The following is a 26305-nucleotide window of genomic DNA, read 5'->3' as shown; positions in this document are numbered from 1 at the left end:
ATTTTTGATTTTCCTGAACGACGCTTGCCGCGGCGTACGACATGCCGTTGCAAGCGGGGACTGACGTGCCATGACTGCAAAACGGAACACCCCCGTTGCCCTCATCCGAGATGCCGCCCCGTTCGCGATCCGTGCGGAGCGTGGCTCGGACGTCGTCGCACGCGAAGCGCTGCTGGATGCCTGCTTTGGCTGTAATCGCCATACGCGCACCTGCCAGCGCCTGCGCGACGGACGCGCGCCCGCCGAAGGCCTGAGCCTTGCGGCCGTGCGCCAGGACGGCCGGCTGGTTGGAACCGTGCGGTTGTGGCACGTCAGCGCGGGGGGCCGCAGCGCGCTGATGCTGGGGCCGCTGGCAGTCGATGACGACTGCCGCGGCCTCGGCGTCGGCGCCGCGCTGATGCGGCGTGCGCTGGCGGTGGCCAAGGCGCGCGGCCACGGCGCCGTGATCCTGCTTGGCGATGCGCCCTACTACGCCCGCTTCGGCTTCACGGTGGCCAAGACCGGCGAGCTGTCGCTGCCGGGCACGTTCGAGCGCGAGCGGCTGCTCGGCGTCGAGCTTGTCGCAGGCGCGTTGGATGGCGCCTGGGGCATGATCACGCCGACCGGCGCGCCGCTGCCCGAGGCCAAGGCACCGCGGACGCGATCCCGGACCCGGAAGGCACCGCTCGCCGTGCCGCACGCGGCGTAAGGCGGGCCGCCATGTCGGAGCACCTTCCCATCACCGATGGCGCGCGCCCGCGTTGGCGCGGCCTCGTCACCACGGTCATGCTGATTCTGATCTCGGTGATGATCGTCAGGGATATCCTGGGCCGGCGCTGGACCGGCACGCCGCCATCGCCGCCGGACAGCACGCTGCAGTCCCACTAGTGCCGGCCGCACCAGGCCTGAACCAAGGGGTTGCGCGGGCGCCAAAAATGTCCGTAAACCCCGCCAAAGCCATTTTCAGTCGAGGTCCAACATGTCCCGCCGCCTGATTTCTACCGGCTCGCCCTTTGAGAAGACCGCCGGCTACAGCCGTGCCGTGATCGATGGCGACTTCGCCTTCGTCGCAGGAACCACCGGCTATGACTACGCCACGATGACCATGCCGGCAGATGTCACGAGCCAGTCACGGAACTGCTTCAAGACCATCGAGGCCGCCCTCAAAGAGGGAGGCTTTGCGATGGCCGACATCGTCCGCGCGACCTACTACCTCACCGACGCCCGTGACGTGGATGCCCATTTCGCGGTCTGCGGCGAGGTCCTCGGCGACATCCGCCCGGCCGCAACGATGCTGATCGTCGCGGGGCTCTACAAGCCCGAGATGAAGGTCGAGATCGAAGTCACCGCGAAGCGTCGCAACCCCTGATCCACCCTATCCGCCGCTAGGCACTCTCCTGGAGAAAATGATGAGCCCCGCCTCGCAGATCTACGCGAAGATCACAGGTCCCATTGTTATGATCGGCTTCGGCTCGATCGGCAAAGGCACGCTGCCTTTGATCGAGCGGCATCTCGATTACGACAAGTCGCGCGTCACCGTGATCGACCCCAAGGACGAGGGCCGCAAGGCGCATTGCGAGAAGCACAACGTCAAATTCATCCAGAAGGCCGTGACCAAGGACAATTATCGCGACCTGCTGAGCCCGCTGCTCACTGAAGGCGGCGGCCAGGGCTTTTGCGTCAATCTGTCGGTCGATACCGGCTCGACCGACATCATGGAGCTGTGCAACGAACTCGGCGCTCTCTACATCGACACCGTCAACGAGCCCTGGCTCGGCTTCTATTTCGATTCCTCGAAGGGCCCGGAAGCGCGCTCCAACTACGCCCTTCGCGAAGTGACGCTGGCCGCCAAGAAGGCGCGCCCCGCGGGCTCGACGACGGCCGTCTCCTGCTGTGGCGCCAATCCCGGCATGGTCTCGTTCTTCGTCAAGCAGGCGCTGCTCAACGTCGCCGCCGATCTGAAGCTCAATGCCCCGAAGCCGAAGACCAAGGCCGAATGGGCGGACTTGATGCGGCAGGCCGGCGTGAAGGGCATCCACATCGCCGAACGCGACACCCAGCGCTCCAAGTCGCCGAAAGAGCCTGACGTCTTCGTCAACACCTGGTCGGTGGAAGGTTTCCTGTCGGAAGGCGTGCAGCCGTCCGAACTCGGCTGGGGCACCCATGAGAAATGGATGCCCGAGAATGCGCATACCCACGAAGCCGGCTGCGGCGCCGCCATCTATCTGATGCAGCCCGGCGCCAACACGCGCGTACGCACCTGGTGCCCGACCCGCGGCGCGCAGTATGGCTTCCTCGTCACCCACAACGAGTCGATCTCGATCGCCGATTACTTCACGGTGCGTGACGCATCGGGCACGGCGATCTATCGGCCGACCTGCCACTATGCCTATCACCCGGCCGACGACGCCGTGCTGTCGCTGCATGAAATGTTCGGCCGCGCAGCGAAGATGCAGGAAAAGCATCACATCCTCGACGAGAACGAGATCGTCGACGGCATCGACGAGCTCGGCGTGCTGCTGTTCGGCCATGACAACAATGCCTACTGGTACGGCTCGCAGCTCTCCATCGAGGAGACCCGCAAGCTCGCGCCCTATCAGAACGCCACCGGCCTGCAAGTGACCTCCGCCGTGCTCGGCGGCATGGTGTGGGCGCTGGAAAACCCGAACGAAGGCATCGTCGAGGCCGACGAGATGGACTTCGATCGTCTGCTGGAAATCCAGCTACCCTATCTCGGCCCCGTGAAGGGTTTCTACACCGACTGGACCCCGCTGACGGATCGTCCGGGACTGTTTCCGGAAGATATCGACACCAGCGATCCCTGGCAGTTCAAGAATATTCTGGTGCGCTGACAGGGTCATCCCGGGATGCGCGCTTAGGCGCGCAGACCCGGGATCTCGAAATCGTGGCGCGAGATTCGCAGGTGCGCGAGTGCGCACCATGGTCCATCGCCGACGCGATGCCCCGGAATGACTTCGTCATCTCGCCATGTAGTCGAACGCGACCGAGCCAAGGCCGAGGGTCAGGTCTGCCTTGAAATGCAGCGCCGAGACCACCTCGCGCACCGGCAGGCGGGCGACATCGCATAGCGCGTGCGGAAACAGGCCGAGCGCGGCGGGGCCGGTCCAGGCCTCCTTCAGCGTGATGTCTTCCAGATGAAACCGCACCAGCTCGCAGATCCGCGGGCTGCCGTCGACATGCGGGATGATCTTCAGAATGAAGTTCGGCGCCGTCATCGACTTCAAGACGGTGTCGTGGTCGACCTTGCGATGCTTGTAGCCCATGGTGGCGGAGGCGCAGAGCACCGAGCCGTAATGCAGCGAGCCGACCAGCACGTCGCTCTCGACCTCGATCCTGGGCTTTGCCAGCTTCTTCGGAAATCCCCACAGCTCGCGGCCGCCGGCGATCGGGCCTTCATCGTCGAGATACATCGCGTGGGTGTAGGCGCCCTCCTCGCCCCTGAAGCGAACCGGGATCACCTGCCCGGTCTCGGTGTAGTCGCCGAAACCGGTCGAGTCCGGCATGCGGATGAACTCGTACTTCACCACCGGCTCGGCGACCTCGAGCGGCTCCGGCACCACGGCGGCGAGCGCTTCCGGGTCGGTCTTGTAGGTGATGATGAAATATTCGCGGTCGAAGAACCGGTAGGGCCCCGGCGGAAACGACGGGTTGGTGAGCGGCATCGAATAGGCGGTGCGCCGGACGTCCTCGATCTTCATGGCAGGCCCCATCTGTCGTTGGCGAGACGACAGATTATGGAGTGTGCCGGTGGCGGAGGCGAGACCGTATAATCGGCAGCGTCCGTCAAATCCGCGTCACAATGCGGGCCGCGGCGCGCTTACTTTTTCTCGATCGGCGGCGCGGTCTTCTCCGCGGGCGCGGGCGGCAGCACCGGCTTGGCGCCGGCCTTCCGTGCCTCATCGTCGGGACGCGCCGGCTGCGGCGCCGGCGTGGTCGGCCGCTCGCCGCCCGGCTTCGACTCGGCCGGCGGCGCCGTCTGCTGCGGCTCCGGCGTCGGCGTCGGTTGCAGCGGCTGGGTCGCCTGCGCGATCTCCTGCGGCGGAGCGGCATAGATCGCGTGCAGCGAAAGCACCGCGATCGCAACGCCCGCTGCCACCAGCGTCGAGGCGATCAGCATGTCGATTCGCAACCTGGTCCGATCCACAGCCATCTCGTTCACCTGCGCCTTGTCCACGGGGTCAACGATCCCGCCACGGCATGGTTCCGAAGCGGTGCCTGCGGGAACCTCGGCTCAATCCGTGGTGCTGACTTCCCAGGTCGCGTGCCGCACGCCGGGCTGATGCTGCAGGTCGACCACCACGGCATTCAGCTCGTTGGGCTCGACCGCGGTCGAGACCAGCGTCGCCACGATCTCGAGGAAGTCGTCGCCGGCCTCGACCACGTCGACATCGGCAACAGGGTAGTTCGCGGCCTCCAGCTTCTCGACCAGGCGATCGCGCATGTCTGGCAGCGCTTCCGGGGTAACCGCGAGCTTGAAGTAGTAGGTCGCCTCCGAGGCCTTCTCGTTCAGCGGGATGCGGTTGATGGCGTTGACCAGCGGACGCAGCAGCGTGTTGCCGGCGATCACGAACACGGTCAGCGCCGCCGCCTGCGCCACGAGGTCGGCACCGGCGCAGGAGCCGACCGCGGCCGAGGCCCACAGCGTGGCCGCGGTGTTGAGGCCGCGCACATCCATGCCCTGCTTCATGATGACGCCGGCGCCGAGGAAACCGATTCCCGACACCACATAGGCGATCACCCGCACCGCGCCGTCGGCGCCGGCCAGATGCATCGCGAGGTCGACGAAGGCGGCAGCGCCGACCGCGACCAGCACATTGGTGCGCAGACCCGCGGTGCGCTGCCGGTACTGCCGCTCAGCGCCGATCAGGGTGCCGAATACAAAGGCCGTGGTCAGGCTGACCAGCGTGTCGATGAAGTCGGCGAGCTGGAACGTGGTGAGAAATCGCATGACGCTGCGGCCCCGGCGCGAGCTTCGTCTTTTGACGCGTTTTCTTCATGCGATCCGGTACTCACTTCGCTCGAAAACGCTTCGTCTGCCGCGATCTCTTACATTTCCACGATGCCCGCGTCACCATCTTCCGTGCCGAAGGCGAGCAGCGTGCCCTTGGCATTCCATCCGAGCGCCGACACCGCCGTGCCGGCGTTCCGGCGCACCAGGATCTCGGCGCCGTCCTCGAGCCGGACCATCAGCACGGTGCCGTCGGCATAGCCGACCGCCATGATGTCGTTCTTCGGATGGCAGGCGACCACGGCGACCCGCGCCGGCATCGGCGCCAGCATCGCCGGCTCCTTGCCCATCGGGCCGTCCTTGCTGGTGAACGGCCAGACGATCACGGTATCGGCGCCCGAGGTCGCGAGCCCCTTGCCGCCGACACTCCATGACATCGAGCGCACCCGGCCAGGATAGCCGCTCATCCGCATATGCCGGTTGTCGGCGAGCCGCCAGCCATGCATCGCGGGCTCGTGCATCGCGGTGACGAGGAATTTGTTGTCCGGGCTGAACATGACGGCGAGATGCGAGCCGGCCCATTCCAGAAACTCCGGATTGGCCGCCATGTTGGGAAACCACAAGGTCACGCCGTTGTAATGCGCGATCGCAAGCCGCAGGCCCTTCGGCGCAAAAGCAAGCCCGCCGACGGTCGACGGTACCTCGAAGGTTTTCTCCTCGCCCTTGGGATTGCGCACGAACGCGGTCTTGCCCGCCGACCATGCCAGCGTGCCCTCGCTGTGCAGGGCGACGTTGTCGATCCAGCGCCGCTTGGCGTCGGTCGCAATGACAGCGGTCTCGCCCTTGGCGTCGATCGCGACCAGCTTGCCGTCGTCACCGCCGGTGACGAGCCGCTTGCCGTCGGAGGCGGCGCACAGGATGGCGCCGAAATGCGTCTGCGTCCGTGTGATCTCGCCTTCGGCGGTCGCGATCGCAACACCCTCCTCGGCGCCGACGAAGAACGCGCGGTCGCCGAGGAAATGTACCGAGCTCACCGCCGCGCCGAGCGGCAGCGGCTTGACGCGGTCGGTGATCGAAACGATGGAAGAAGGGGCCTCGCCCGGATCGAACTCTTTCATCACGTGGTGATGCACTGCTCGAAGCCGTCGCGGATCACCTGCTCGGGCAGTTCACGACCGATGAACACGACGCGGCTCTCGCGCTTCTCGCCGTCCTTCCATTTCCGCTGATGGTCGCCCTCCAGCATCATGTGGACGCCCTGGAACACGTAGCGGTCGTCATCGCCGGTGAAGGCGAGGATGCCCTTCGAGCGCAGGATCTTCTGGCCCTCGGTGGCGACGAGCTGCTGCAGCCAGGGCATGAACTTGGTCGGGTCGAGCGGCTTCTCGGAACGCAGCGACAGCGATTGCATGTCCTCGTCGTGATAATGCTTCAACCCGCCATGGCCATGGTCGTGATCATGATGGTGGTGGTGATCATGGTCATGCTGATGATGATCGTGATCATGGTCGTGATCGTCGCCGGCCTCGAGGAAATCGGGCTCGATCTCCAGGATGCGGTCGAGATCGAACGCGCCGCGCTCCAGCACGTCGGTCAGCCCGACCTGGCAACGCTCGGTGCGGTGCAGCTTGGCATAGGGATTGATGCCGCGGATGCGGGCTTCGACCTCGGCGAGTTCGGGCTTTGAGACCAGGTCGGTCTTGTTCAGCACGATGACGTCGGCGAACGCGATCTGGTTCTTGGCTTCCGGCGCGTCCTTGAGGCGGTCGCTCAGCCATTTGGCATCGGCGACGGTCACGACCGCGTCGAGCCGGGCGTTCTTCTGCACGTCCTCGTCGACGAAGAAGGTCTGCGCGACCGGCGCCGGATCGGCAAGGCCGGTGGTCTCGACGATGATGGCGTCGAACTTGCCCTTGCGCTTCATCAGGCCGTCCATGATGCGGACGAGGTCGCCGCGCACCGTGCAGCACACGCAGCCATTGTTCATCTCGAACACTTCCTCATCGGCGCCGATGATGAGGTCGTTGTCGATGCCGATCTCGCCGAATTCGTTGACGATGACGGCGTATTTCTTGCCGTGGTTTTCCGACAGGATGCGGTTCAACAGCGTGGTCTTGCCGGCGCCGAGATAGCCCGTCAGCACGGTCACAGGAATTTTTTGCGAAGCTTCAGCCATAACAACTCCGAAGGAACTCTTTGTTTGAACATGATCTTATCGGAAAACCGGACCCCACTTTTCCGGATCATGCTGGTCCGCGCTCAACCCAGACAGGGAGGCCCCTGCCCTACTCGGCGAGCGCGCTGGTCAGGGCCTTTATATTGTGCCTGACCATATCAATGTAAGTGGGTGCATCGCCCTTTTCGGCCGTCAAACCGTCCGAATACAGGGTGCCGCCGACCCGGGCGCCGGTCTCGGCCGCGATCCGCTCGATCAGGCGGGGATCGCTGATATTTTCGAGAAAAACTGCCGGAATTTTCGCAACCTTGATCTGGGCGATGATGGCGGCGATATCGCGCGCGCTGGGCTCGGAATCCGTGGACACGCCGAGCGGCGAGAAGAACGTGACGCCGTAGGCGTCAGCGAAATAGCCGAAGGCGCCATGGGTCGAGATCACCTTGCGCCGCGCCTCCGGCACTTTCGCCACCGCCTCATGCACCTCGCGGTCGAGCGCCTCGAGCTTGGCCAGATAGGCGTCGGCATTGGCCTTGAAGATGGCTGTCTGGTCGGGGGCCGCGGCGATCAGCCCGTCGCGAATATTGACGACGTAGATCTTCGCATTGGCCACGGATTGCCAGGCATGCGGATCGTCATGGCCGCCCATCTTCCGTGGCATGATCCCCTTGGTCGCCACCGCGACCGGTGCCTTGCTGCCCGAGGCCTGCAGCAGCCGCGGCATCCAGCCCTCGAAGCCGAGACCATTAATCACCACGAGCTTGGCGTCGGCGACCTTCTTGGCATCCGCCGGCGTCGGCGCGTAGACATGCGCGTCGCCGTCGGGCCCGACCAGCGCCGTCACGTCGACATTATTGCCGCCGACATTGCGCACCATGTCGGCGAGGATCGAGAAGCTCGCGACGACATTGATGCGTTCGGCGGCGCGCGCCGGTCCACTCGCCAGCAGCAGCGCCAGACCAATCAAACCGAACAATCGCCGCATCGTACTCACGCCTCGAGATGGCGGCCGGGAAACAGCTGCCGCACCAGGCCGCTGACATTGCCGAACAGCAGCGACACAATATAGAGCCCCGCCGCAACCAGGATGATCGCGGGGCCTGAGGGAATCCGGGTCTGGTACGACAGCACGAGTCCGGCATAGCCCGACAGCATCGCGCTCGCCACCGCGATGCAGATCATGGTGGTGATGTCGCGCGACCAGAACCGCGCAATGCCCGCGGGCAGGATCATCAGTCCGACGCCGAGCAGCGTGCCGAGCGCGTGGAAGCCGTTGACGAGGTTGACCACGACCAGCGCGAGGAAGGCGAGATGCGCCGGCGCGCCGGCCCGGCTCACGGTGCGCAAAAACACCGGATCGACGCATTCGATCACCAGCGGGCGATAGATCACCGCGAGCACCAGGAGCGTGAGGGTGGCGTTGAACGCGATCACCAGCAGCGTCTGGTCGTCCATCGCCAGGATGTTGCCGAACAGCACGTGCAGCAGGTCGATATTGGTGCCCTTGATGGACACGATGGTGACGCCGAGCGCGAGCGAGACCAGATAGAAGGTCGCAAGCGAGGCGTCCTCCTTCAATTCGGTGGTGCGGGCGACGAGGCCGGCGAGCAGCGCCACGGCAAAGCCCGCGATCAGGCCGCCGGTCGTCATCGCGAACAGGTTGAGCCCGGACAGCAGGAAGCCGATCGCCGCCCCCGGCAGGATCGCATGCGCCATGGCGTCGCCGACCAGGCTCATCCGCCGCAGCATCAGGAACACGCCGATCGGCGCACCGCCGAGCGACAGCGCGATCACCGCCGCCAGCGCGCGGCGCATGAATTCGAATTCGGTGAAGGGCGTGACCAGCGCGTCGGATAGCATCGGCGTCAGGCGGCCCGCGAGCGTGGATCAGCGGCGCAGGCCGCGGCGCTATCGTCGAACGCCTCGCACATCCGCATCGCGACCATCAGATTGTCCGCCGTCAGCGCCTCGGCGGTCGGTCCCCATTCGACCGGGCCGCGCGCCAGCAGCAGCGTCTCCGGGAAATTGTTGCGCACCATGTCGAGGTCATGCAGCGCCGCCAGCACGGTGCGCCCCTCGCCGTTCCACCGCTTCACCAGCGCCAGCAGGTCGGCGGTGGTCTTGGCGTCGATGGCGTTGAACGGCTCGTCGAGCACGATCAGCCGGGCGTCCTGCAACAGCACGCGCGCGAACAGCATGCGCTGGGTCTGGCCGCCGGACAGCGTGCCGATCGGGCGGTTCTCGAATCCGTTGAGGCCGACGGCGGCGAGCGCCGCCAAAATCTTCTCGCGCGCGGCCTTGCCGATGCCGCCGAAGAACCCGGTGGAGCGCCACAGCCCGGTGCCGACGAAATCGAACACCGAGATCGGGAAGCTGCGGTCGATGTCGGCAGACTGCGGCAGATAGGCGATGTCGCGATGATCCAGCCCGTCGAGATCGATCACGCCGGACAGCGGCTTGAGCACGCCGGCGATGCCGCGCAGCAGGGTCGACTTGCCGGCGCCGTTCGGGCCGATCACGGCGAGCAGCGCACCGGCCTCGACGGCGCCATTGAGATGATGCACCGCCGGGTGGCGGTCATAGCCGAGCGTGACGTCACGGAAGGTAACAAGAGCAGCCACCGGTCTCACCTCATCGCCAGCCAGACGACAGCCCACAGGCAGGCACTGACCGCGAGCGCCGCGAGCAGTCGGCCCGGCACGGGCATGCGCAGGATCGACCAGTGCGCGGCCTGCGCCGGATGCGCGTGCGGGGCGTGGCTGTGCCCGTGGGGGGCGTGGCCGTGATGGTGGTCCTCGTGGGTATGCGTATGCGCCATGGAACGACTGTTATATTATAACATAACGCGAGTCTACAAAGGAGGAACTCATGGCGGACCCGCAAAACCGGGGAGATTTGAGCCGCGCCGGCAGAGTGACGTCCCGGTCGACAGCTTTGCCGGAAACCTGCCTGGATGGGAACCGTTGGCTACCTGCGCCGGAGCGAAGGCAGACCCGTGCGCAGTTCTCTCCGCGTCGTCCTGGCGAAGGCCGAGACAACGGCGAATCCGTGGTGCAGATTGCGAGGCCCGCCTGCGCGCCTCAAATTCAGTGTCGTCCCGGCGCAGGCCGGGACCCATGCGCCGCGGCGGGTGTTGTTGACGGGACTCGTTATTCCAACGGTGCGTAACAATCGGCATTTGTGGTTATGGGTCCCGGCTTTCGCCGGGACGACACTGAGTGTGTGGAGCCGCGAGTAAGACGAACTTCTGCGCTCTCGCGATATGAATTGCCCGAGCTTTGACTTTTCAATCCGCCCTCTCTTGAACTGAGGGCGCGCGGGAAAGCCGGGTGTCGATCGCCCCCATGGGCTCCGTGCGGGGACTTGACACGTTTTGCTGAGTTGTCCGTCGGCAAATCACCGATTGGCGTGGGGAAAATACCGGCGGAACGCCTTCGGCGACGGAGAGGCTGCCCTATGCGAAGAGGCAGCCCTATGCGACCAGCACATAGACCAGCATGGCAGCGGTGATCGCCATCCAGACGAGCGAGAGGCGGAAATACAGCAGGTCCCAATTCATGGGCGCGAGCGTACACGCCCGCGCTGACGCCAACCTTTCACCAGGTTAAAGCATCGCGGATTTATTAACTAAGCACGCCAGCGGAATGGATCAGTGGTTGGCACGCCGAAAGACACAGCCCTGGCCCTCAATTTATGAACATGGCAATCGCCACGAGGATGACCGGGCTTAGCCCCATCAGTACGACAAACACGCTGTAAAGTAGGTTGCCCATAACGCCGCCCTACGTTGGAAGGGGAAGCTATGCCGGGAGGAACTCGGCGAGCCAGTGCAGTTTGTGCCAGCGGTGTTCGAGCTTTGGGAATTACCCAGTTATCTCCGGGACCTAGCTGGACATCCCCGTAACACTACGGGGGCGACACAGCTCAGGCAGAGAAAAGGGCGACGAGCGCCACCACCGCCAAAGCGGTAGCGACGCACCCTGCGATCATGACCCAGTCCTGACGCTTCGCCATGCCGGGCACGCTCACCCTGGCCAGCGCAGGTCGTGTTGACCTAGGTCAACCGGCCAAAATCATTCATCGGCCGTCGAGGCATCACGCAACGAAGCGCCCTCACGCCTCGCGCGCGTAACTCTTCAACCGTGCCTGGAGCACAGCGATCGGGAGCCTTTCAGCCAGGCGGCGGCGAGCGGCAGGCGGCCGGCGCTGCTGCCGCGCTTCAGGCGGAGCGGCACAAAGCGGACGCCGGGGATCGCCATCCGTGCGGTCCAGCGCGGCACGATGGCGACGCCGAGCCTTGCTGCGACCATGTTGACGATGGTCTGCTTCTCGTCGGCGATCTCCTGGATACGCGGCGTCAGCCCGGCCTCGTCGAACAGCTTTGTCGTCAGATCGTGGCTGTGCGGCCGCGAGCGGCGCTCCGGCACGATCAGGGGCTGATCCGCGATGTCGGGCAGCACGATCTGCTTGCGCCGCGCCAGCGCGTGCTGGTGCGACAGCGCCACCACGGCGGTCTCCTGCAACAGCGGGACAAACTCGATGCGGCGGTCGGGCCGCTCCGGCGGGCGCACGAAGGCGAGGTCGAGCGCGCCAGACAGCAGCTTCGGCAGCAGGCGGATGGTCTTCTCCTCGAGCAGTTGCACGGCAACATCAGGATGGGCGGCGCGGAGGTCGCGCAGCAGCGGCGGCAGCAGGCCGGCCGCCGCGCTGTCGATCGCGCCGATCCGGAAGCGGCGCGCCTGTGGCTTGCGCAGCCGACGGCGAAAGCCGTTCTCGATCGCCAGCAGCTTGATGTGGCGGCCGAGCGCCGACGGCATCGTCTGCAGGCGCAGCGCCGCGCGCCCGAAACGCAGTTCTCAGCAGCCGCCACGAAGCAGCGAAGCTGGTGCAGTTCCAAGACGCGGGGATTCCTTTCGGCTCAGTCATCGTCATGGCCGGGCTCGTCCCGGCCGTCCAGGTCTTCCTTTTATGCAGCCAAGACGTGAATGCCCGGCGCAAGGCCGGGCATAACGCGTTGTGGGGGAAGCGATCGAGCTCGTGTGCTCTCCGGCAAGAGCCGGGCGCATCGTCACAGTGCGGGGGTCCACCTGTTGCGATGACGGTAGAGCTTTGACAGGCTGAAGTTTCCGACCTCTTGTTCGCCCTTGCGGAAAATGGCTATCGCCTTCTGAACGCTCATTTCCGAAATGATATCGGGCCGGCTCCCACAGAGCATGACGAGCTCGAAGATCAGATTGGTGAGGGCGGGCATATCGGTCCATTGCTGCGTCTGATAGGGCTCCTCCCAATGAGCCCAGGCCCAATCTTCGATCAGATAGAGACCATCGCTCTTGAGATAATGGAAGGACGCCTCGAAGCTTGCTCGCGAGAGCTCGTATTGATGCGAGGCGTCGTCGATAATCATATCTATTCGCTGGCCGGGGAATTCCGTCCTGATGATGGTCTGGACGCGCGCGGTGTCGCCTTGCGACGTATTGTAGTATAATTTGACGCGGTCCGTCAGACCGTGGTCGCGGATCAGGCCAAGCACCGCTGGGCTCGCAGGTCTGATATCGATCCCGACGAACTTGATACGTTCCTCGATCGCGGCAAGAAGCAAAGCCGAACCACCTTCGAAGATGCCGAATTCCAGGATATTGGTAACCCCGTTCTCGCGAATGAGGCTTTTGTAGCGATCAATCATCCCGCGGTTCTTGATGATCGCGATGGAATCCTTCGTCGTCCTGGCATCATTGAAGTTCTGCCTGATCAGGCCAAACTTCATGTTGTTGATCACGAAGGTATTCTCATCACTCCAGACTTCATCCATTGGGAACCCCCTGTCGATATTGACTCAATTAACTGATCGCTGCTGTTTGCCCTGTGGCGTGCAGAGCCTCTCCTGCCAGATAAGCGGTATTTTTTCTCCATCCTCCGACGGTGCTTGGCGCAATTCCTCGCCTGCAATCTGCATGCCTGGCGGACATGGCCACGCAGTTGTCATCGAATCACTGGCCGATTTGCATCCGGCGCCAGCCGTTGTAGTTGAGATCGATGACGAACCGACGGCACACGCCTTCGGATCGATCCGCGTCGGCCACACCAGCTTGAACGGCGGAAGTGTCGGGCGTCGGCCCGCCGCGTTGGCGATCACTTTGAGACGCCGCACGCCTTCAGACAGCGTCGGCTGAATCCAGCCGCCTTCGGAGCTCTCGTTCCAGGCATAGATCACAACGCTCTTGAAGCGACCGTTGCGCGGATTGTTGGCCGCCTGACTGATTGCAGCACGGATTTGCCGTGTCCATTCCTCATCGGTGGCAGGTTGACACCAGTCCGGATTCGGCTTGCGAGTTTTCAGTTCCTGAGGATCGCGCAAAGCCGGTCGATAATCCCAGCCAAGCGTCACGGTTGGCAGGAAGCCTCCAGAACCATTCTGGGCTTCGGCTTGCCAGGCTTTCTGTGCAAGAGCCGCGCAACTGGCGTACGGCAGGGATTTTCCATTCGACCCAAGGGCGGTCGCATATGTACTCGCCGCATCAAATCCTATCCTGTGAGCAACGGGCTCCGTCTCGGACAGGTTGAAGAGCAAGGCAACCAGGTAGAGATCTCGGCCGGTCGCGGCCTTGACCCGATCCCTCATATCCTTCAGGGCCGCCTTTGTACCCTCTTCACCCCCAAGCCCCTTTATCCACGGGGTCATCGTACCAAGCAGGAAGAACACAGGCGCCGAGCCGTCGCTCGCCCGCATGTAATCCGGCCCGGCTACCGCTTTGCTGATTGCATCACTCACCATCGGCACATCACGAGGGGGGAATGACAGGTTGAAATTCAGCGCGTATTTGATGCCGAGCTTGTCTGGAAGCCGAAGAAAATTTCCCAACGCCCGATTGAGCGCCACGGCTCGACTGGGATCGCGTCCCCAGGACGAACTCTCCAGGTAGTAGCCGAAGATGAAATAATCCAAGCCTGCGGACTTCGCGTAATGCACGTCCGCATTCAGTGCTCGTTCGGTGTTTCCGGGAAAACCGAGATTTCCGTTCGGCAGACGCTCTGTGTAATACGGAGCGCGCGCGCGCAATCCAGGGTCGGCTAGGACCTGCCCATAGGGACTGTCGAGACTCCAATTGTCCCACCGAATGGCACCTAATGAGACCTTGCTCGACGAGGCCGGTGCCGCAGTTGGTGCGGCGGGCGCTGCGGGTGCCACGGCGGAAGGACTGCCCTTGCTCACCTGAGCCATGGCTGGGAGTGAGGAGACTGCCGTCGCAAGCACAACAAGCAGACGGATCGAGCAGTGTCGGGCTGTCCACATCATCACTTTCCCTTGGTCCAAAGCCGCCATGATGCGGCTCGGGATTTCGGTTGTTACTCGACATGCATTCAAGAAGTAACAAAGGGCGCTTATGTGGCGGCGCACTGCAATCGTATCCGTTGAAGCGGAACATCGATGCAACAGCGTGAGATCAAACTGCTTTGGTTCTTGCAAGCATCGCGCCGCGATTCACATTAGGTCGAAACAGAACGGGATCGTGGTGGAACTTTCCGCACCATGCGTTTCAGTTGATCGAGGAACTTTCTGCCGCCGAAATGGGCACAGGCACTACCGCGCTCCACGCCTCGCGACGACACGGTTGAAAAATCGAATGATCCTTCCATTGGTTGAAGACAGAGGCTCCGCGTTTTGCAACACAGGTCCCGAATCCATCGATCCGCAAAACGCGTGGTGGAATGGATTCCGAGCTCGCGCTTCGCACGCCCCGGAATGAAGAGAGAGAGAGAGAGACGTGTTCACGCCTCGCGCGCGTAACTCTTCAACCTTGCCTCAAGCACCGCGATCACCTGGTCGCGTACCGGATCGCGGGAGCCTTTCAGCCAGGCGGCGGCGAGCGGCAGGCGGCCGGCGCTGCTGCCGCGCTTCAGGCGGAGCGGCACAAAGCGGACGCCTGATATCGCCATCCGTGCGGTCCAGCGCGGCACGATGGCAACGCCGAGCCTTGCTGCGACCATGTTGACGATGGTCTGCTTCTCGTCGGCGATCTCCTGGATACGCGGCGTCAGCCCGGCCTCGGCGAACAGTTTTGTCGTCAGATCGTGGCTGTGCGGCCGCGAGCGGCGTTCCGGCACGATCAGGGGCTGATCCGCGATGTCGGGCAGCACGATCTGCTTGCGCCGCGCCAGCGCGTGCTTGTGCGACAGCGCCACCACGGCGGTCTCCTGCAGCAGCGGGACAAACTCGATGCGGCGGTCGGGCCGCTCCGGCGGGCGCACGAACGCAAGGTCGAGCGCGCCCGACAGCAGCTTCGGCAGCAACCGGATGGTCTTCTCCTCGAGCAGTTGCACGGCAACATCAGGATGGGCGGCGCGGAGGTCGCGCAGCAGCGGCGGCAGCAGGCCGGCCGCCGCGCTGTCGATCGCGCCGATCCGGAAGCGGCGCGCCTGCGGCTTGCGCAGCCGACGGCGAAAGCCGTTCTCGATCGCCTCAGCGCGGCCGAGCAGCGCGCGGCCCTCGCGCAGCAGCACAGCGCCGTCCTCGGTCAGCGACACCGCGCGCGTGGTGCGCGCGAACAGCCGCACCCCGAGATCCTCTTCCAGCAGCTTGATGTGGCGGCCCAGCGCCGACGGCATCATCTGCAGGCGCTGCGCCGCGCGGCCGAAATGCAGTTCCTCGGCAGCCGCAACGAAGCAGCGAAGCTGGTGCAGTTCCAAGATGTCGCTTCCTTATGCCCCGCGTTCGTCATGGCCGGGCTTGTCCCGGCCATCCACGTCTTTCTTTGCCGCCAAGACGTGGATGCCCCGCACATGGCCGGGCACGACGCCAAGTGAGACCGGGTCCGATTATATCATTTTTTTGTATAAACCGGCGTGGGTTGAAGCGGAAGGGCGCGAGCTTCTAGGCTTTCCGATGGCGCGCGACAGGCGCCGTCCCAACAAACAAGACGAACCCGGGGGAAGAAGCCCATGGAAAGCCAGCTTGGCGCGCGCGTATTGCGCAAGATCTCACTGCGCATCGTGCCGTTCATCATGCTGCTGTACTTCGTGGCGTTCATCGACCGCGTCAATATCGGCTTCGCCTCGCTGACCATGAACAAGGACATCGGCCTGTCGCCGACCGTCTATGGCTTCGGCGCCGGTATCTTCTTCTGGGGCTACTTCCTGTTCGAAGTGCCCTCCAACATCATCCTGCACAAGATCGGCGCGCGGATCTGGATCGCGCGGGTGATGATCACCTGGGGCCTGGTCTCGGCGGCGATGGCGCTGGTGCAGGGCGCGACTAGCTTCTACGTGCTGCGCTTCCTGCTCGGCGCCGCCGAAGCAGGCTTCTTCCCCGGCATCATCCTCTATCTCTCCTACTGGTTCCCGGCGCGGCAGCGCGCCGCCGTCACCGCGCTGTTCATGGCGGCGGCGCCGCTGTCGACCGTGCTCGGCTCGCCGCTCTCCGGTGCGCTGCTGGAGATGGACGGACTGCTCGGCTTCAAGGGCTGGCAATGGCTGTTCGTGCTGGAGGCCGTGCCCGCCGTGCTGCTCGGCTTCGTCGTGCTGGGCTTCCTGACCGACCGGCCGGAGCAGGCCAGATGGCTGGCCGACGACGAGCGCGCCTGGCTGGTCAAGACCATGAAGGTCGAGAACGACGGCAAGGCCACGACCGCAAGCCACAGCATCTGGCGCGGCCTCGCCGACCCGCGGGTGCTGGCGCTGGCTCTGGTCTATTTCGGCACCTCGGCCGGGCTCTACACACTTGGGGTGTGGGCGCCGCAGATCATCAAGGCGTTCGGCCTGTCGTCGATCCAGGTCGGCTTCCTCAACGCCGTACCGGCGACGGTTGCCGTCATCGCAATGGTGCTATGGGCGCGACATTCCGACCGCACCGGCGAGCGCACCTGGCACGTGGTGCTGGCCTGCCTGATGGCCGCGGCGGGACTTGCGCTCGCCGGGCTGTGGACCGGCCTTGCCGCCGTGATCGCGGCGCTGACCCTGGTCAATATCGGCATCTCCTCGTCGAAGCCGCCGCTATGGAGCATGCCGACCATGTTCTTGTCCGGCTCGGCCGCCGCGGCCGGGATCGCCACCATCAACTCGATCGGCAATCTCGGCGGCTTCGTCGGGCCGGCGATGATCGGCTGGATCAAGGAACGCACCGGCAGTTTCGACGGCGGTCTTTATTTCGTCGCCGGCCTCCTGGTGCTCTCGGCCGTGCTCACGCTGCTGCTGTCGCGCGCGCAGAGCGCGCCGGCACAATCCGAACCGCAACCAAATCCCATGCGAACCCGCTAACCACTCATCCGGAGACAACCCATGCGTACCCATTCCATCGCCGCCATCCCCGCCGACGGCATCGGCCCCGAAGTGATCTCCGCGGGCGTCCGCGTGCTGGAGGCTCTCGCAAAACGCAGCGGCGACATCAGCTTCAACGTCAAGACCTTCGACTGGGGCTCGGACTATTACAAGAAGCACGGCGTGATGATGCCGGCCGACGGGCTCGCGGAGCTGAAGAAATTCGACGCGATCTATTTCGGCGCGGTCGGCGCACCCGATGTGCCCGACCACATCACGCTGTGGGGCCTGCGGCTGCCGATCTGCCAGGGCTTTGACCAATACGCCAATGTGCGGCCGACCAAGATCCTGCCCGGCGTCGCCTCGCCGCTGCGCAATGTCGGCGTCGGCGATCTCGACTGGGTGATCGTGCGCGAGAATTCCGAAGGCGAATATGCCGGCATGGGCGGCCGCGCGCACAAGGGCCTGCCGGAAGAGGTCGGCACCGAAGTCGCTGTCTTCACCCGGGTCGGCGTGACGCGGATCATGCGCTATGCGTTCCAGCTCGCGCAGTCGCGGCCGCGCAAATTCCTCACCGTGGTGACCAAGTCGAACGCGCAGCGCCACGGCATGGTGATGTGGGACGAGATCGCGGCCGAGGTAGCGAAGGACTTCCCCGACGTCACCTGGGACAAGATGCTGGTCGACGCCATGACGGTGCGGATGACGCTCAATCCGAAGAGCCTCGACACCATCGTCGCAACCAATCTGCACGCCGATATCCTCTCCGACCTCGCCGGCGCGCTGGCCGGTAGCCTCGGCGTGGCGCCGACCGGCAACATCGACCCGCAGCGCCGCTATCCCTCGATGTTCGAGCCGATCCACGGCTCGGCCTTCGACATCACCGGCAAGGGCATCGCCAACCCGGTCGCGACGTTCTGGACCGGTGCACAGATGCTGGAGCATCTCGGCGAGAAGGACGCCGCGGCGCGCCTGATGGCCGCGGTCGAGAAGGTGTGCGCGGCCGGCGTGCTGACGCCCGACGTCGGCGGCAAGGCGACGACGAAGGAAGTCACCGATGCGGTGACTGACGCGATCCATGGGTCGAATATGTAAGGCGGCGACGGTCCCGTCGCATCACGCAGTGAGGCGAGCGCGCTAGTCGGACTCCCTTCCCCCTTGTGGGGGAGGGTTGGGGAGAGGGGTACCGCTTGCTCCGCTCTCCATGAGGATTAGCGACGCCCGCTGCGCACGCTGATCAACGATTGCCCTATCTCTCGCCGTCTCGCCCGGGGCCACCCCTCACCCCACCCTCTCCCACAAGGGGAGAGGGTGCCTGAGAGGGGTGCTCACCTCACGAAAGCGTGCCCGCCTCCGCGCAATTGGTCAGCCGCGCGGGCACGCCGATGGCGGTGCAGCCGGCGGGCACATCCGTCGTCACCAGCGCGCCGGCGCCGATCCTGGCGAAATCGCCGATCGAGAGATGTCCGATCACCGTGGCGCCGGCGCTGAGCAGCACGCCGTGGCCGATCTTCGGCGCGCGGCGCGGATCATCCTGATGCCGCGCGATGGTGACGTTCTGCAAAATCGTGACCTCGTCGCCGACCGAGGCCAGCGCGCCGATGATGATGCCGGTGCCGTGATCGAGGAAAACCGCCGTTCCAATCCGGGCCGACGGGTGAATGCTGATCTGCAATTGGTCCGCCGTCGCGCTTTGCATCATGAGCGCAAGGTCGGGGCGGTCCTGGCGCCACAGCCAGTTCGACACCCGCCAGGCCTGCAGCGCGACGAAGCCCTTGAAGTTGAGCAGCGGCGGCAGGAAGCCCGTGATCGCGGGATCACGGCGCACGATGGCCGTGAGATCGGTGGCCGCGGCATCGACCAGCACGGGCTCGGCCGCATAGGCTTCGCGGGCGGTCCGCGCGAACTGTGCGCGATCCTCTTCCGCGCGGCTGATATGCCGGCCGATCAGAAAAGCGAGCGCCCCGCCGAGGTCGCCCTGATCGAGAATGAAGGCGGCCGACGCCTCGAGGAATGGATCGGCAGCGATCGCCGCCTCCGCCTCGCGCCGGATCGCAAGCCAGAGCTCGCCGGCCGTCACTGTCGCTGATCCCGCCATAGTCTTCACCTCATCGTCCGGATCCCAAACGATAGAGTGGGCGTCACCATCCCAAAATGCAAACCGCCCGCTTGCTCATCGCAAACGGGCGGCTCAGGGCCATCAGGTTCTATGGGGGCACATCGCCTGAAGGCTAGCGCTTGCCTCGCGCGATCAGCTCTGCGGCGGCTGGTCGGTCGGCGGGGTCGGACGGGTCTTGTGCTGCGCCATGAAGGCGTCGAACTCTTCCTTGTCCTTGGCGTGGCGCAGGCGATCGAGGAAGTTCTTGAACTCGACCTGCTCCTCCTCGAGACGGCGCAGCGTGTCCTGGCGGTACTCGTCGAAGGCACGGTTGCCGCTGGAGGGCGGACCGAAGCCGCCGAACGGGAAGCCGCGGCGCTCCATGCGGCTCTTCATCCGCTCCATCTTGTCCTGCATCCGCTCCATCTTGTTCTGCCAGCGATCCATGTCGTTGTGACTCCAACAGGCCATCTTTCTGCTCCCGAGTGTGAAAAAGAGAAGGGCGAGGCCGATCGGCCACCAGATCATGAAGCCGAGGATGATCCCGGCGATCTTCAGGGGATGCCACGGCGTCGCGTAGAAGTAGGGACGGTAGGGCTCTTCGACGGGGCCGCGCCAGCGATTGACATCAGCGGTGTAGGCCATTTCCTTCTCCATCACGGCATCACGCCGTTGTGAATGTAAATAACATTTACATAGGTAGCCGATCCCTTGGGAAAGTCAAGCAGCGCGGGTGACGCACCCCTCGGATTATTTTTGGCTTGGCCGTTGAACCTTATTTCGGCTTGCCCCAGGGACCAGACCTTTCGCCGGCCGGCTTGTCGTCGGCGGCCGCGGTTCCAGGCCGGCGGTCGGTCGGGAAGCCGAGGCCGCGCAGATAGATCAGCACTTCGGCCTCGAGCAGATCCTCCGGCGACATCGGCAGCTTGCGCCGCGCGGCATCGCCGCGGCCGAACAGCGAAGCGACGCCGTGCGACATCGCCCAGATGTGTAGCGCCATCATCATCGCCGGCGGACGCGGCATGCCGGGCGGCGCCAGTGCCGCGAGCCGCTCGGCGGCGGCGCGGATGATCGCGAAGGCGCGCTCGCTTGCGGCCATCAAGGTCGGATTGGAATCGACCGGCAGGCCGGATTCGAACATCGCGGAATAGAACGCGGGCTCCTCGCGGGCGAAGGCGAGATAGGCCTTGCCGACCCGCTCGAACGCCGTGACGGTATCGGGGCGGCCGTCGTCCCAGGCCTGCGTCAGCAGCGATTCGAACTGCTCGAAGCCGCGCTGCGCGATGCTGGCGATCAACTCGTCGCGGTCGCGGAAGTGGCGGTACGGCGCGGCCGGGCTGACGCCGGCCATCCGCGCGGCATCGGCGAAGGTGAAGCCGGCCGGCCCCTTCTTCGAGATCAGGTCGAGGGCGGCCTGCAGCAACGCCTCTTTGAGATTGCCGTGATGATAGCCGCGCTCGGCGCGGCCTTGGTCCTTGCGCCAGCTCATGTGAACGGCTTTTACATGAGCCCGCGGTAAAGGTCACTAGCGGGGCGGCGCCGCGTCAATCAAGATTAACGGGTGTGACGCGGCCTCGCTGCACGCGCTTGACGGCAGTAGCCCGGCTCAAGCATGGCTCGATCTTCTCCTTCCCCCTGAAAGGGGGTCAGCCGCAGTCGACGCTGTATGCGGGGAGAGCAGATCCCACCCGCTTTGCTCTGGCGAGCAAAGCGACCCCCTTTTCAAGGGGAGGTGAATTCTCCCGCCTTAGCGGCCCGGGATCGGTAGCACCGGCATGATCTCCACGGCCTCGCCCGGGAAGATCGAGAAATGCGGGTGGTTCTCGAACAGCTTTGCCGCCGCTTCATGCGAGGGCGCGCGCACCACGGTGAAACCGGTCATCAGATTGGCGATGTCGGTGACGCCGCCCTGCCCGACCTGCTTGGTCTTGCCGAGCGGTCCGCCCATCTCGACGATCACGTCATGATGCTTCTCGACCCAGGCGCCCCAGGCCGCCATGCCCTGCTGCTCCTTGGCACGGCGTTCGGCCTCGGGCAGCGCGTTCCAGGCTGCCATCCGCGAGCCGGTTTTACCGCCGCCGAGATAGACGGCGAGGAAGGTGTTGGTGCTCATGTTGCGTCTCCGTTGTGGTCGTTGTTGGTGGACGATGGTTCGGTGATACGGTGACGCTTTGAAGCGGCATCGTTTCTCGTTGAATGTTCAGCGCAGCGCCTTGCCCCAGCCGCCCTGCGGATGCTCGAAGGTGGCGGCCGCCTGCTGCACCTCTTCGGAGAAATCGGCCATCTCCTGCACCTGGCGGATCTCGATCATCTCGTTCGCGGTGGCCGGGCACTTCCTGGCCCATTCGATTGCCTCGGCGCGCGAGGCGACCTCGATCATCCAGAAGCCGCCGATCACTTCCTTGGCCTCGGTGAACGGGCCGTCGATCACGACCGGCACGCCGGTGTCGAACTTGACGCGCGCGCCGGCGGCCGGCGGATGCAGGCCTTCCAGCGTGATCAGCACGCCGGCGTCCTTCAGCGCCTGATTGTACCGCATCATCGCGGCGACCCGTTCGGGGTCGAGCTCGAGCTTGGCCGGCGCGGACTCGTAGCCGAGCGGGATCATCAGCATCATGAAACGCATTGGTCGGACTTCCTTGCCTGTTGAGTAACTCGCAATCTTCACCCTCGTCATGCCGGGAAGCCCCACGCGGCGCCGGCCCGGAATCCACGACTTGCGACGATGATCATGTATTCCGGGCGCATCGCCGGTGCGATATCGCGGAATGACGTCGGGTGTCATTTCTTGCCCACCTGCGCACGCAGGCGCTCTCCCCGCTCGCGCAGCTCGGGCGTCAGCGCCTCGCCGAAATCCTCCGCGGCAAACACCTGGCGGATTTCGATCTCGGAGCCGCCGTCGAACGGCGCGCGCTTCATCCAGTCGATCGCTTCATCGAGCGACTTGGTCTCGATCAGCCAGAAGCCGGCGACCAGATCGCTGCTCAGGCCGAACGGGCCGCGCGACACCGTGCTCTGCCCGCCGGCATATTTGACGCGGGCACCCTTGCTGGTCGGATGCAGCCCCTCGCCGGCCTGCATAACGCCGGCCTTGACCATCTCCTCGTTGAACTTGCCCATCGCCGCGAGCAGCTCGGTGCTCGGCATCACGCCGGCCTCGGTGTCCCTGTTCGCCTTCACGATCACCATGAACTTCATCGTCCTGCTCCGTTGTCTTGTATTCAGCTGCTTTGCCGGTATCTCCGGTGCTCGTCTCAAGGACGACGCGGGGCTTGCCACGCCGACAGGCCAAGCGAAATTATTTGGGAGGTCATTGCATCGCTCGCCACAGCCCTCAGCGGTCTTGCCTGACAAGTTCGCCGTCCTGGTGCGACGGGCCGAAATAGACGTCGATGCGCGACACCTTGTCGCCGTCGAACACGAAGAACTCGGTGTTGCGAAAGCTCTTGCCGTCGCGGGCGACGCAGCGATAGGTGACGAAGGCCTCGACGCCGTCGACCATGATGCGCTCGATCTCGTGGCGGCCGATCCAGCCGGAGTCGCGCCAGCACTTGGCGAAATAGGTCGGCTTGTCGATGTTCTCGCCATAGGGCGTCGAGAAGCGGAAATCCTCGGCGAACGCCGCCTCCACGCTCGCGCGGTCATTGGCGAGGTAGGCGGCGAAGAGGGAGCGGATGATCTCCGCCCTGTTGCCAGCTGCAGCCATGTCGTCTCCCACACGTATCGCCCGGGGCCCCGGAGCGGCCGGCGCTCCGGAAACCCGGGCCTCAGCGAGATGACGAACGGGGCGGCGCGAAAGCGACATCCCGCCACGATTTATTTTTGGAACCGGGTCGGAGGCCGGCTTGCGTCAGGTTTCCCGCGGGAACATGCCGAAATAGGGCTCGGCCTCCCTCAGCACGCGCGCGAAGGACGGCCGCGCCATCAGCCGCTCGAGATAGGCGGCCAGATGCCGATGGCCATCTCCGAACGGCTCGACCTTGTTGCCGTAGAACATCGTCGGCGCGGCCGCGCAATCGGCCAACGAGAAATGCTCGCCCATCATCCAGCCGCCACGCGCGCGTTGCGGATCGAGCTGCTGATCCAGGATCGCATAGGAGGTGCGGAGTTGCGCCCGCGCCTCGGCGACGCCATGCGGATCCTTGCTGTCCGCAGGCCGCAGCCGGTCGCCGACGACCTTCTGCATCGGCAGGTGGACATAGAGATCGAGGAAGCGATCGCGCAGCCGGATTTGCAGCGCGAGGTCCGGGTCCTCGGGGATCAGCCTGACGGCACCGGGATAATGCCGGTCGAGATATTCGATGACGATGCTCGATTCCGGCACCGTCTCATCCCGCGTCTCGTCGCGGAGCACGGGAAAGCGGCCGATCGGCGACAGCGCGAGCAGCGCCGCGCGCTCGGCAGGATCGCCGAGATTGACCACGTTCGGCGTGAATGGCGTGCCGTTCTCGTAGAGCGCAATCAGCGCCTTCCAGCAGAACGAGGACAGCGGATGGTAATGCAGGGTAAGCGACATCGGAACTCCATCATGGAATGAGTGACCGGAGGACGAGGCCGGGACCGCCCTTCCGACATCTCTTGCCGTGATATTTTTATGGCGATACTTATTGCGGTCGGCGGGCGTGGACCAAGCATCGAACGCGACGCACATTCATCGAGCACGCGAATCACGTCGCTGCATCGATCGGTGAAAAGCGGCCGGCGATATCAGGCTTCGTAATAGGTCCATCAGCATCGCTGAACTAGCCGCGTTTCAATCACCCCGCATCAGACGAAAGTCATCATCGATTTTCGTCCGTATGATTACGGTGAACATCGCGTGCTGCCCGTGGATGATAACGTGCACTCTGAAAAAAACCTTTGCGAATTGAGGCGGATGCATGCGCGGAACTTGGCGTTATGCAGTTCGTGCCAAGCGCGCGCGAGCAACAGGCTTTACCGATGCTAAACGGCTCGCTGCAACCTTTCCGTGAGTTGCCGCGATCCGCTTTTCCCCATCCCTTTTATTTGGACCTTCACGGAGCCCTGATGTTCAGTTTCAGCAACAAGGCCAAGATCGAGAATGCGCTGGCGCAGACTGCCGCGATCGGCAAGTCGCAGGCGGTGATCGAGTTCAAGCTCGATGGCACGATCGTCGACGCCAACGAGAACTTCCTGAATGCGATGGACTACACGCTCGATGAGATCAAGGGCAAGCACCACAGCATGTTCGTCGATCCGGCCACGCGCGACAGCCAGGACTATCGCGCGGTCTGGGCCGACCTGAACCGCGGCGAATTCCAGGCCGCGCAATACAGGCGCATCGCCAAGGGCGGCCGCGAGATCTGGATCCAGGCCTCCTACAACCCGATCCTTGACAAGGGTGGCAAGCCGGTCGGCGTGATCAAGTTCGCCACCGACATCACCGCACAGAAGATCCACAGCATGGAGGATGCCGGCAAGATCGCCGCGATCGGCCGGGCGCAGGCGGTGATCGAGTTCGACATGGACGGCACCATCGTCAATGCCAACGAGAATTTTCTAAGCGCGCTCGGCTACTCGCTCGCCGAGATCCAGGGCAAGCACCACAGCATGTTCGTGCCGCCGGCCGACCGCGACAGCGCGGCCTATCGCGACTTCTGGGCACGGCTGAACCGGGGCACGTTCGAGGCCGGCGAATTCAAGCGGCTCGGCAAGGGCGGCAAGGAAATCTGGATCCTCGCCACCTACAACCCGATCCTCGACGATCGCGGCAAGCCGTTCAAGGTCGTCAAGTTCGCCACCGACGTCACCCAGCAGAAGGTGAAAACCGCCGACAATGACGGCCAGATCGATGCGATCGGCAAGTCGCAGGCGGTGATCGAGTTCAACATGGATGGCACGATCCGCACCGCGAACCCGAACTTCCTCGCCGCGATGGGGTATTCGCTTGCCGAGATCCAGGGCAAGCATCACAGCATGTTTGTCGAGCCCACTGAGGCGAGCGCGGCCGGCTACCGCGAGTTCTGGGGCGCGCTGAACCGCGGCGAATTCCAGGCCGCCGAATACAAGCGTATCGCCAAGGGCGGCCGCGAGATCTGGATCCAGGCCTCCTACAACCCGATCCTCGATCTCAACGGCAAGCCCTACAAGGTGGTGAAGTACGCCACCGACATCACCGCGCAGGCGATCGGCCGCAAGAAGGCCGACAGCGCGCGCGGCCTGATCGAGGCGGTCGCCGCCGGCAGCGAGGAGATGAGCGCCTCGATCCGCGAGATCTCGGAAACCATGACCAAGTCGAAGCAGAACGCCGCGGTCGCCACCGGCCGGGTCGAGGCTGCCGACGGACAGGCGCAGAAGCTCAATGCGGCAGCTCAGGCGATGAGCGGCATCGTCGAGATGATCTCGAGCATCACCGGGCAAATCAACCTGTTGGCGCTCAACGCCACGATCGAGTCGGCGCGCGCCGGCGAAGCCGGCCGCGGCTTCGCGGTGGTTGCCTCCGAGGTGAAGAGCCTCGCCAATCAGGCCAAGCAGGCGACCGACACGATCTCCTCGGAAATCGACGCGCTGAACTCGATCGCCGCCGAAGTCGTGAGCTCGCTGTCCGAGATCAAGGCGGCGATCGCCGGCGTCAACGAATACATCACCTCCACCGCCGCCGCGGTCGAGGAGCAGAGCATCGTGACGCAGGACATGTCCACCAACATGCAGCGCGCCTCTGCCGAACTCGCAGCGTAAGCCACGGTGCGATCCTCGAAGGATGGGCGGCCCGGGCTGGGGGCCGTGCATCCTTCGAGACGCGCCGCTTTGCGGGCTCTTCAGGATTGCGGCGAGAGGGTCGGCGTGCCGTAGGAAGCCGATACTCCACACTCCC

The 26305-nt window shown here is 64.5% G+C and carries 27 protein-coding genes and 1 pseudogene; 7 read left to right on the top strand and 21 right to left on the bottom strand.

Annotated elements, in window-relative coordinates; all coding sequences use genetic code 11:
- Window positions 1-70: 70 nt before the first annotated feature.
- The 4 genes from ACVMB1_RS39395 (at window position 71) to ACVMB1_RS39380 (ending at window position 2831) form a co-directional block, all read left to right on the top strand.
- On the top strand, window positions 71-688 hold the full coding sequence (locus ACVMB1_RS39395; RefSeq protein ID WP_076827701.1) for a GNAT family N-acetyltransferase: 618 nt from the start codon (window positions 71-73) through the stop codon (window positions 686-688).
- An 11-nt stretch (window positions 689-699) separates the two neighbouring features.
- A complete protein-coding gene (locus ACVMB1_RS39390; RefSeq protein ID WP_194295351.1) occupies window positions 700-867 on the top strand; it encodes a hypothetical protein in 168 nt (55 codons plus the stop codon).
- Window positions 868-958: 91 nt separating this feature from the next.
- Window positions 959-1348: a RidA family protein gene (locus tag ACVMB1_RS39385; protein ID WP_076827703.1), complete on the top strand. Its 390-nt coding sequence runs from the start codon at window positions 959-961 to the stop codon at window positions 1346-1348.
- Between the two features lie 40 nt (window positions 1349-1388).
- Complete coding sequence (locus ACVMB1_RS39380) at window positions 1389-2831, top strand: homospermidine synthase (RefSeq protein WP_028341360.1); 1443 nt, start codon at window positions 1389-1391, stop codon at window positions 2829-2831.
- 126 nt (window positions 2832-2957) lie between these two features.
- On the opposite strand, the gene ACVMB1_RS39375 is transcribed toward ACVMB1_RS39380, so the two are convergent.
- From ACVMB1_RS39375 to ACVMB1_RS39315, 13 genes and pseudogenes are all read right to left on the bottom strand, one after another.
- Window positions 2958-3698 (bottom strand): acetoacetate decarboxylase, encoded by a 741-nt coding sequence (locus tag ACVMB1_RS39375; RefSeq protein WP_076827705.1) that lies wholly within the window; start codon window positions 3696-3698, stop codon window positions 2958-2960.
- 119 nt (window positions 3699-3817) lie between these two features.
- Window positions 3818-4150, bottom strand: coding sequence for a hypothetical protein (locus ACVMB1_RS39370; RefSeq protein ID WP_168857865.1), 333 nt, complete (start codon window positions 4148-4150; stop codon window positions 3818-3820).
- Between the two features lie 81 nt (window positions 4151-4231).
- Entirely contained in the window at window positions 4232-4948 is a 717-nt protein-coding gene (locus tag ACVMB1_RS39365; RefSeq protein ID WP_038384367.1) for an MgtC/SapB family protein, read from the bottom strand.
- A 98-nt stretch (window positions 4949-5046) separates the two neighbouring features.
- Window positions 5047-6066 (bottom strand): WD40 repeat domain-containing protein, encoded by a 1020-nt coding sequence (locus ACVMB1_RS39360; RefSeq protein ID WP_076827707.1) that lies wholly within the window; start codon window positions 6064-6066, stop codon window positions 5047-5049.
- Window positions 6066-7124, bottom strand: coding sequence for a CobW family GTP-binding protein (locus tag ACVMB1_RS39355; protein WP_076827709.1), 1059 nt, complete (start codon window positions 7122-7124; stop codon window positions 6066-6068). The genes ACVMB1_RS39360 and ACVMB1_RS39355 overlap by 1 nt, the downstream gene beginning before the upstream one ends.
- A gap of 109 nt (window positions 7125-7233) precedes the next feature.
- Window positions 7234-8106: a metal ABC transporter substrate-binding protein gene (locus ACVMB1_RS39350; RefSeq protein WP_456849726.1), complete on the bottom strand. Its 873-nt coding sequence runs from the start codon at window positions 8104-8106 to the stop codon at window positions 7234-7236.
- Window positions 8107-8111: 5 nt separating this feature from the next.
- Window positions 8112-8981: a metal ABC transporter permease gene (locus tag ACVMB1_RS39345; protein ID WP_016842589.1), complete on the bottom strand. Its 870-nt coding sequence runs from the start codon at window positions 8979-8981 to the stop codon at window positions 8112-8114.
- A gap of 5 nt (window positions 8982-8986) precedes the next feature.
- Window positions 8987-9742, bottom strand: coding sequence for a metal ABC transporter ATP-binding protein (locus ACVMB1_RS39340; protein WP_028332852.1), 756 nt, complete (start codon window positions 9740-9742; stop codon window positions 8987-8989).
- A 5-nt stretch (window positions 9743-9747) separates the two neighbouring features.
- Window positions 9748-9939, bottom strand: coding sequence for a hypothetical protein (locus ACVMB1_RS39335; protein ID WP_057016232.1), 192 nt, complete (start codon window positions 9937-9939; stop codon window positions 9748-9750).
- A 1295-nt stretch (window positions 9940-11234) separates the two neighbouring features.
- Window positions 11235-12018 (bottom strand): annotated as a pseudogene (locus ACVMB1_RS39330) (LysR family transcriptional regulator).
- Window positions 12019-12189: 171 nt separating this feature from the next.
- Window positions 12190-12930: a class I SAM-dependent methyltransferase gene (locus ACVMB1_RS39325; protein ID WP_057016230.1), complete on the bottom strand. Its 741-nt coding sequence runs from the start codon at window positions 12928-12930 to the stop codon at window positions 12190-12192.
- Window positions 12931-12954: 24 nt separating this feature from the next.
- Complete coding sequence (locus ACVMB1_RS39320) at window positions 12955-14442, bottom strand: glycoside hydrolase family 71/99 protein (RefSeq protein ID WP_141343173.1); 1488 nt, start codon at window positions 14440-14442, stop codon at window positions 12955-12957.
- Window positions 14443-14888: 446 nt separating this feature from the next.
- The gene (locus ACVMB1_RS39315) at window positions 14889-15806 is read right to left on the bottom strand and encodes a LysR family transcriptional regulator (RefSeq protein ID WP_076827714.1); all 918 of its coding nucleotides are present in this window, start codon (window positions 15804-15806) and stop codon (window positions 14889-14891) included.
- 252 nt (window positions 15807-16058) lie between these two features.
- Here ACVMB1_RS39315 and ACVMB1_RS39310 point away from each other — a divergent pair, with 252 nt between their 5' ends.
- Window positions 16059-17372, top strand: coding sequence for an MFS transporter (locus tag ACVMB1_RS39310; protein ID WP_076827716.1), 1314 nt, complete (start codon window positions 16059-16061; stop codon window positions 17370-17372).
- 21 nt (window positions 17373-17393) lie between these two features.
- On the top strand, window positions 17394-18467 hold the full coding sequence (locus ACVMB1_RS39305; protein WP_076827718.1) for a tartrate dehydrogenase: 1074 nt from the start codon (window positions 17394-17396) through the stop codon (window positions 18465-18467).
- A gap of 238 nt (window positions 18468-18705) precedes the next feature.
- Here ACVMB1_RS39305 and ACVMB1_RS39300 read toward each other — a convergent pair whose 3' ends face one another.
- From ACVMB1_RS39300 to ACVMB1_RS39265, 8 genes are all read right to left on the bottom strand, one after another.
- Window positions 18706-19470, bottom strand: coding sequence for a serine O-acetyltransferase (locus ACVMB1_RS39300; RefSeq protein WP_057016225.1), 765 nt, complete (start codon window positions 19468-19470; stop codon window positions 18706-18708).
- Between the two features lie 153 nt (window positions 19471-19623).
- Window positions 19624-20115, bottom strand: a complete 492-nt coding sequence (locus ACVMB1_RS39295; protein ID WP_076827785.1) for a DUF2852 domain-containing protein — start codon at window positions 20113-20115, stop codon at window positions 19624-19626.
- 130 nt (window positions 20116-20245) lie between these two features.
- Entirely contained in the window at window positions 20246-20959 is a 714-nt protein-coding gene (locus ACVMB1_RS39290) for a TetR/AcrR family transcriptional regulator (RefSeq protein ID WP_050385230.1), read from the bottom strand.
- 258 nt (window positions 20960-21217) lie between these two features.
- Window positions 21218-21583, bottom strand: a complete 366-nt coding sequence (locus ACVMB1_RS39285; RefSeq protein WP_057016224.1) for a YciI family protein — start codon at window positions 21581-21583, stop codon at window positions 21218-21220.
- A gap of 87 nt (window positions 21584-21670) precedes the next feature.
- Complete coding sequence (locus tag ACVMB1_RS39280) at window positions 21671-22096, bottom strand: YciI family protein (RefSeq protein ID WP_028332843.1); 426 nt, start codon at window positions 22094-22096, stop codon at window positions 21671-21673.
- Between the two features lie 155 nt (window positions 22097-22251).
- On the bottom strand, window positions 22252-22668 hold the full coding sequence (locus tag ACVMB1_RS39275) for a YciI family protein (RefSeq protein WP_057016223.1): 417 nt from the start codon (window positions 22666-22668) through the stop codon (window positions 22252-22254).
- A gap of 136 nt (window positions 22669-22804) precedes the next feature.
- Window positions 22805-23176 (bottom strand): nuclear transport factor 2 family protein, encoded by a 372-nt coding sequence (locus ACVMB1_RS39270; protein WP_076827720.1) that lies wholly within the window; start codon window positions 23174-23176, stop codon window positions 22805-22807.
- Between the two features lie 144 nt (window positions 23177-23320).
- Window positions 23321-23986 (bottom strand): glutathione S-transferase family protein, encoded by a 666-nt coding sequence (locus ACVMB1_RS39265; protein WP_076827721.1) that lies wholly within the window; start codon window positions 23984-23986, stop codon window positions 23321-23323.
- A gap of 512 nt (window positions 23987-24498) precedes the next feature.
- On the opposite strand from ACVMB1_RS39265, the gene ACVMB1_RS39260 reads away from it, so the two are divergent.
- Entirely contained in the window at window positions 24499-26169 is a 1671-nt protein-coding gene (locus ACVMB1_RS39260) for a methyl-accepting chemotaxis protein (RefSeq protein WP_076827723.1), read from the top strand.
- Window positions 26170-26305 lie beyond the last annotated feature (136 nt).

The organism is Bradyrhizobium sp. USDA 4504 (assembly GCF_054063995.1).
The sequence above is the reverse complement of the archived record's forward strand: the minus strand, read 5'-3'. Positions and strand labels throughout refer to the sequence as shown.

What these genes read in the sequence shown, in the direction of transcription:
- ACVMB1_RS39395 (WP_076827701.1), top strand. Translation starts at nt 71, where the DNA reads ATGACTGCAAAACGGAACACCCCCGTTGCCCTCATCCGAGATGCCGCC.
- ACVMB1_RS39390 (WP_194295351.1), top strand. Translation starts at nt 700, where the DNA reads ATGTCGGAGCACCTTCCCATCACCGATGGCGCGCGCCCGCGTTGGCGC.
- ACVMB1_RS39385 (WP_076827703.1), top strand. Translation starts at nt 959, where the DNA reads ATGTCCCGCCGCCTGATTTCTACCGGCTCGCCCTTTGAGAAGACCGCC.
- ACVMB1_RS39380 (WP_028341360.1), top strand. Translation starts at nt 1,389, where the DNA reads ATGAGCCCCGCCTCGCAGATCTACGCGAAGATCACAGGTCCCATTGTT.
- ACVMB1_RS39375 (WP_076827705.1), bottom strand. Translation starts at nt 3,698, where the DNA reads ATGAAGATCGAGGACGTCCGGCGCACCGCCTATTCGATGCCGCTCACC.
- ACVMB1_RS39370 (WP_168857865.1), bottom strand. Translation starts at nt 4,150, where the DNA reads ATGGCTGTGGATCGGACCAGGTTGCGAATCGACATGCTGATCGCCTCG.
- ACVMB1_RS39365 (WP_038384367.1), bottom strand. Translation starts at nt 4,948, where the DNA reads ATGCGATTTCTCACCACGTTCCAGCTCGCCGACTTCATCGACACGCTG.
- ACVMB1_RS39360 (WP_076827707.1), bottom strand. Translation starts at nt 6,066, where the DNA reads ATGAAAGAGTTCGATCCGGGCGAGGCCCCTTCTTCCATCGTTTCGATC.
- ACVMB1_RS39355 (WP_076827709.1), bottom strand. Translation starts at nt 7,124, where the DNA reads ATGGCTGAAGCTTCGCAAAAAATTCCTGTGACCGTGCTGACGGGCTAT.
- ACVMB1_RS39350 (WP_456849726.1), bottom strand. Translation starts at nt 8,106, where the DNA reads ATGCGGCGATTGTTCGGTTTGATTGGTCTGGCGCTGCTGCTGGCGAGT.
- ACVMB1_RS39345 (WP_016842589.1), bottom strand. Translation starts at nt 8,981, where the DNA reads ATGCTATCCGACGCGCTGGTCACGCCCTTCACCGAATTCGAATTCATG.
- ACVMB1_RS39335 (WP_057016232.1), bottom strand. Translation starts at nt 9,939, where the DNA reads ATGGCGCATACGCATACCCACGAGGACCACCATCACGGCCACGCCCCC.
- ACVMB1_RS39325 (WP_057016230.1), bottom strand. Translation starts at nt 12,930, where the DNA reads ATGGATGAAGTCTGGAGTGATGAGAATACCTTCGTGATCAACAACATG.
- ACVMB1_RS39320 (WP_141343173.1), bottom strand. Translation starts at nt 14,442, where the DNA reads ATGGCGGCTTTGGACCAAGGGAAAGTGATGATGTGGACAGCCCGACAC.
- ACVMB1_RS39310 (WP_076827716.1), top strand. Translation starts at nt 16,059, where the DNA reads ATGGAAAGCCAGCTTGGCGCGCGCGTATTGCGCAAGATCTCACTGCGC.
- ACVMB1_RS39305 (WP_076827718.1), top strand. Translation starts at nt 17,394, where the DNA reads ATGCGTACCCATTCCATCGCCGCCATCCCCGCCGACGGCATCGGCCCC.
- ACVMB1_RS39300 (WP_057016225.1), bottom strand. Translation starts at nt 19,470, where the DNA reads ATGGCGGGATCAGCGACAGTGACGGCCGGCGAGCTCTGGCTTGCGATC.
- ACVMB1_RS39295 (WP_076827785.1), bottom strand. Translation starts at nt 20,115, where the DNA reads ATGGCCTACACCGCTGATGTCAATCGCTGGCGCGGCCCCGTCGAAGAG.
- ACVMB1_RS39290 (WP_050385230.1), bottom strand. Translation starts at nt 20,959, where the DNA reads ATGAGCTGGCGCAAGGACCAAGGCCGCGCCGAGCGCGGCTATCATCAC.
- ACVMB1_RS39285 (WP_057016224.1), bottom strand. Translation starts at nt 21,583, where the DNA reads ATGAGCACCAACACCTTCCTCGCCGTCTATCTCGGCGGCGGTAAAACC.
- ACVMB1_RS39280 (WP_028332843.1), bottom strand. Translation starts at nt 22,096, where the DNA reads ATGCGTTTCATGATGCTGATGATCCCGCTCGGCTACGAGTCCGCGCCG.
- ACVMB1_RS39275 (WP_057016223.1), bottom strand. Translation starts at nt 22,668, where the DNA reads ATGAAGTTCATGGTGATCGTGAAGGCGAACAGGGACACCGAGGCCGGC.
- ACVMB1_RS39270 (WP_076827720.1), bottom strand. Translation starts at nt 23,176, where the DNA reads ATGGCTGCAGCTGGCAACAGGGCGGAGATCATCCGCTCCCTCTTCGCC.
- ACVMB1_RS39265 (WP_076827721.1), bottom strand. Translation starts at nt 23,986, where the DNA reads ATGTCGCTTACCCTGCATTACCATCCGCTGTCCTCGTTCTGCTGGAAG.
- ACVMB1_RS39260 (WP_076827723.1), top strand. Translation starts at nt 24,499, where the DNA reads ATGTTCAGTTTCAGCAACAAGGCCAAGATCGAGAATGCGCTGGCGCAG.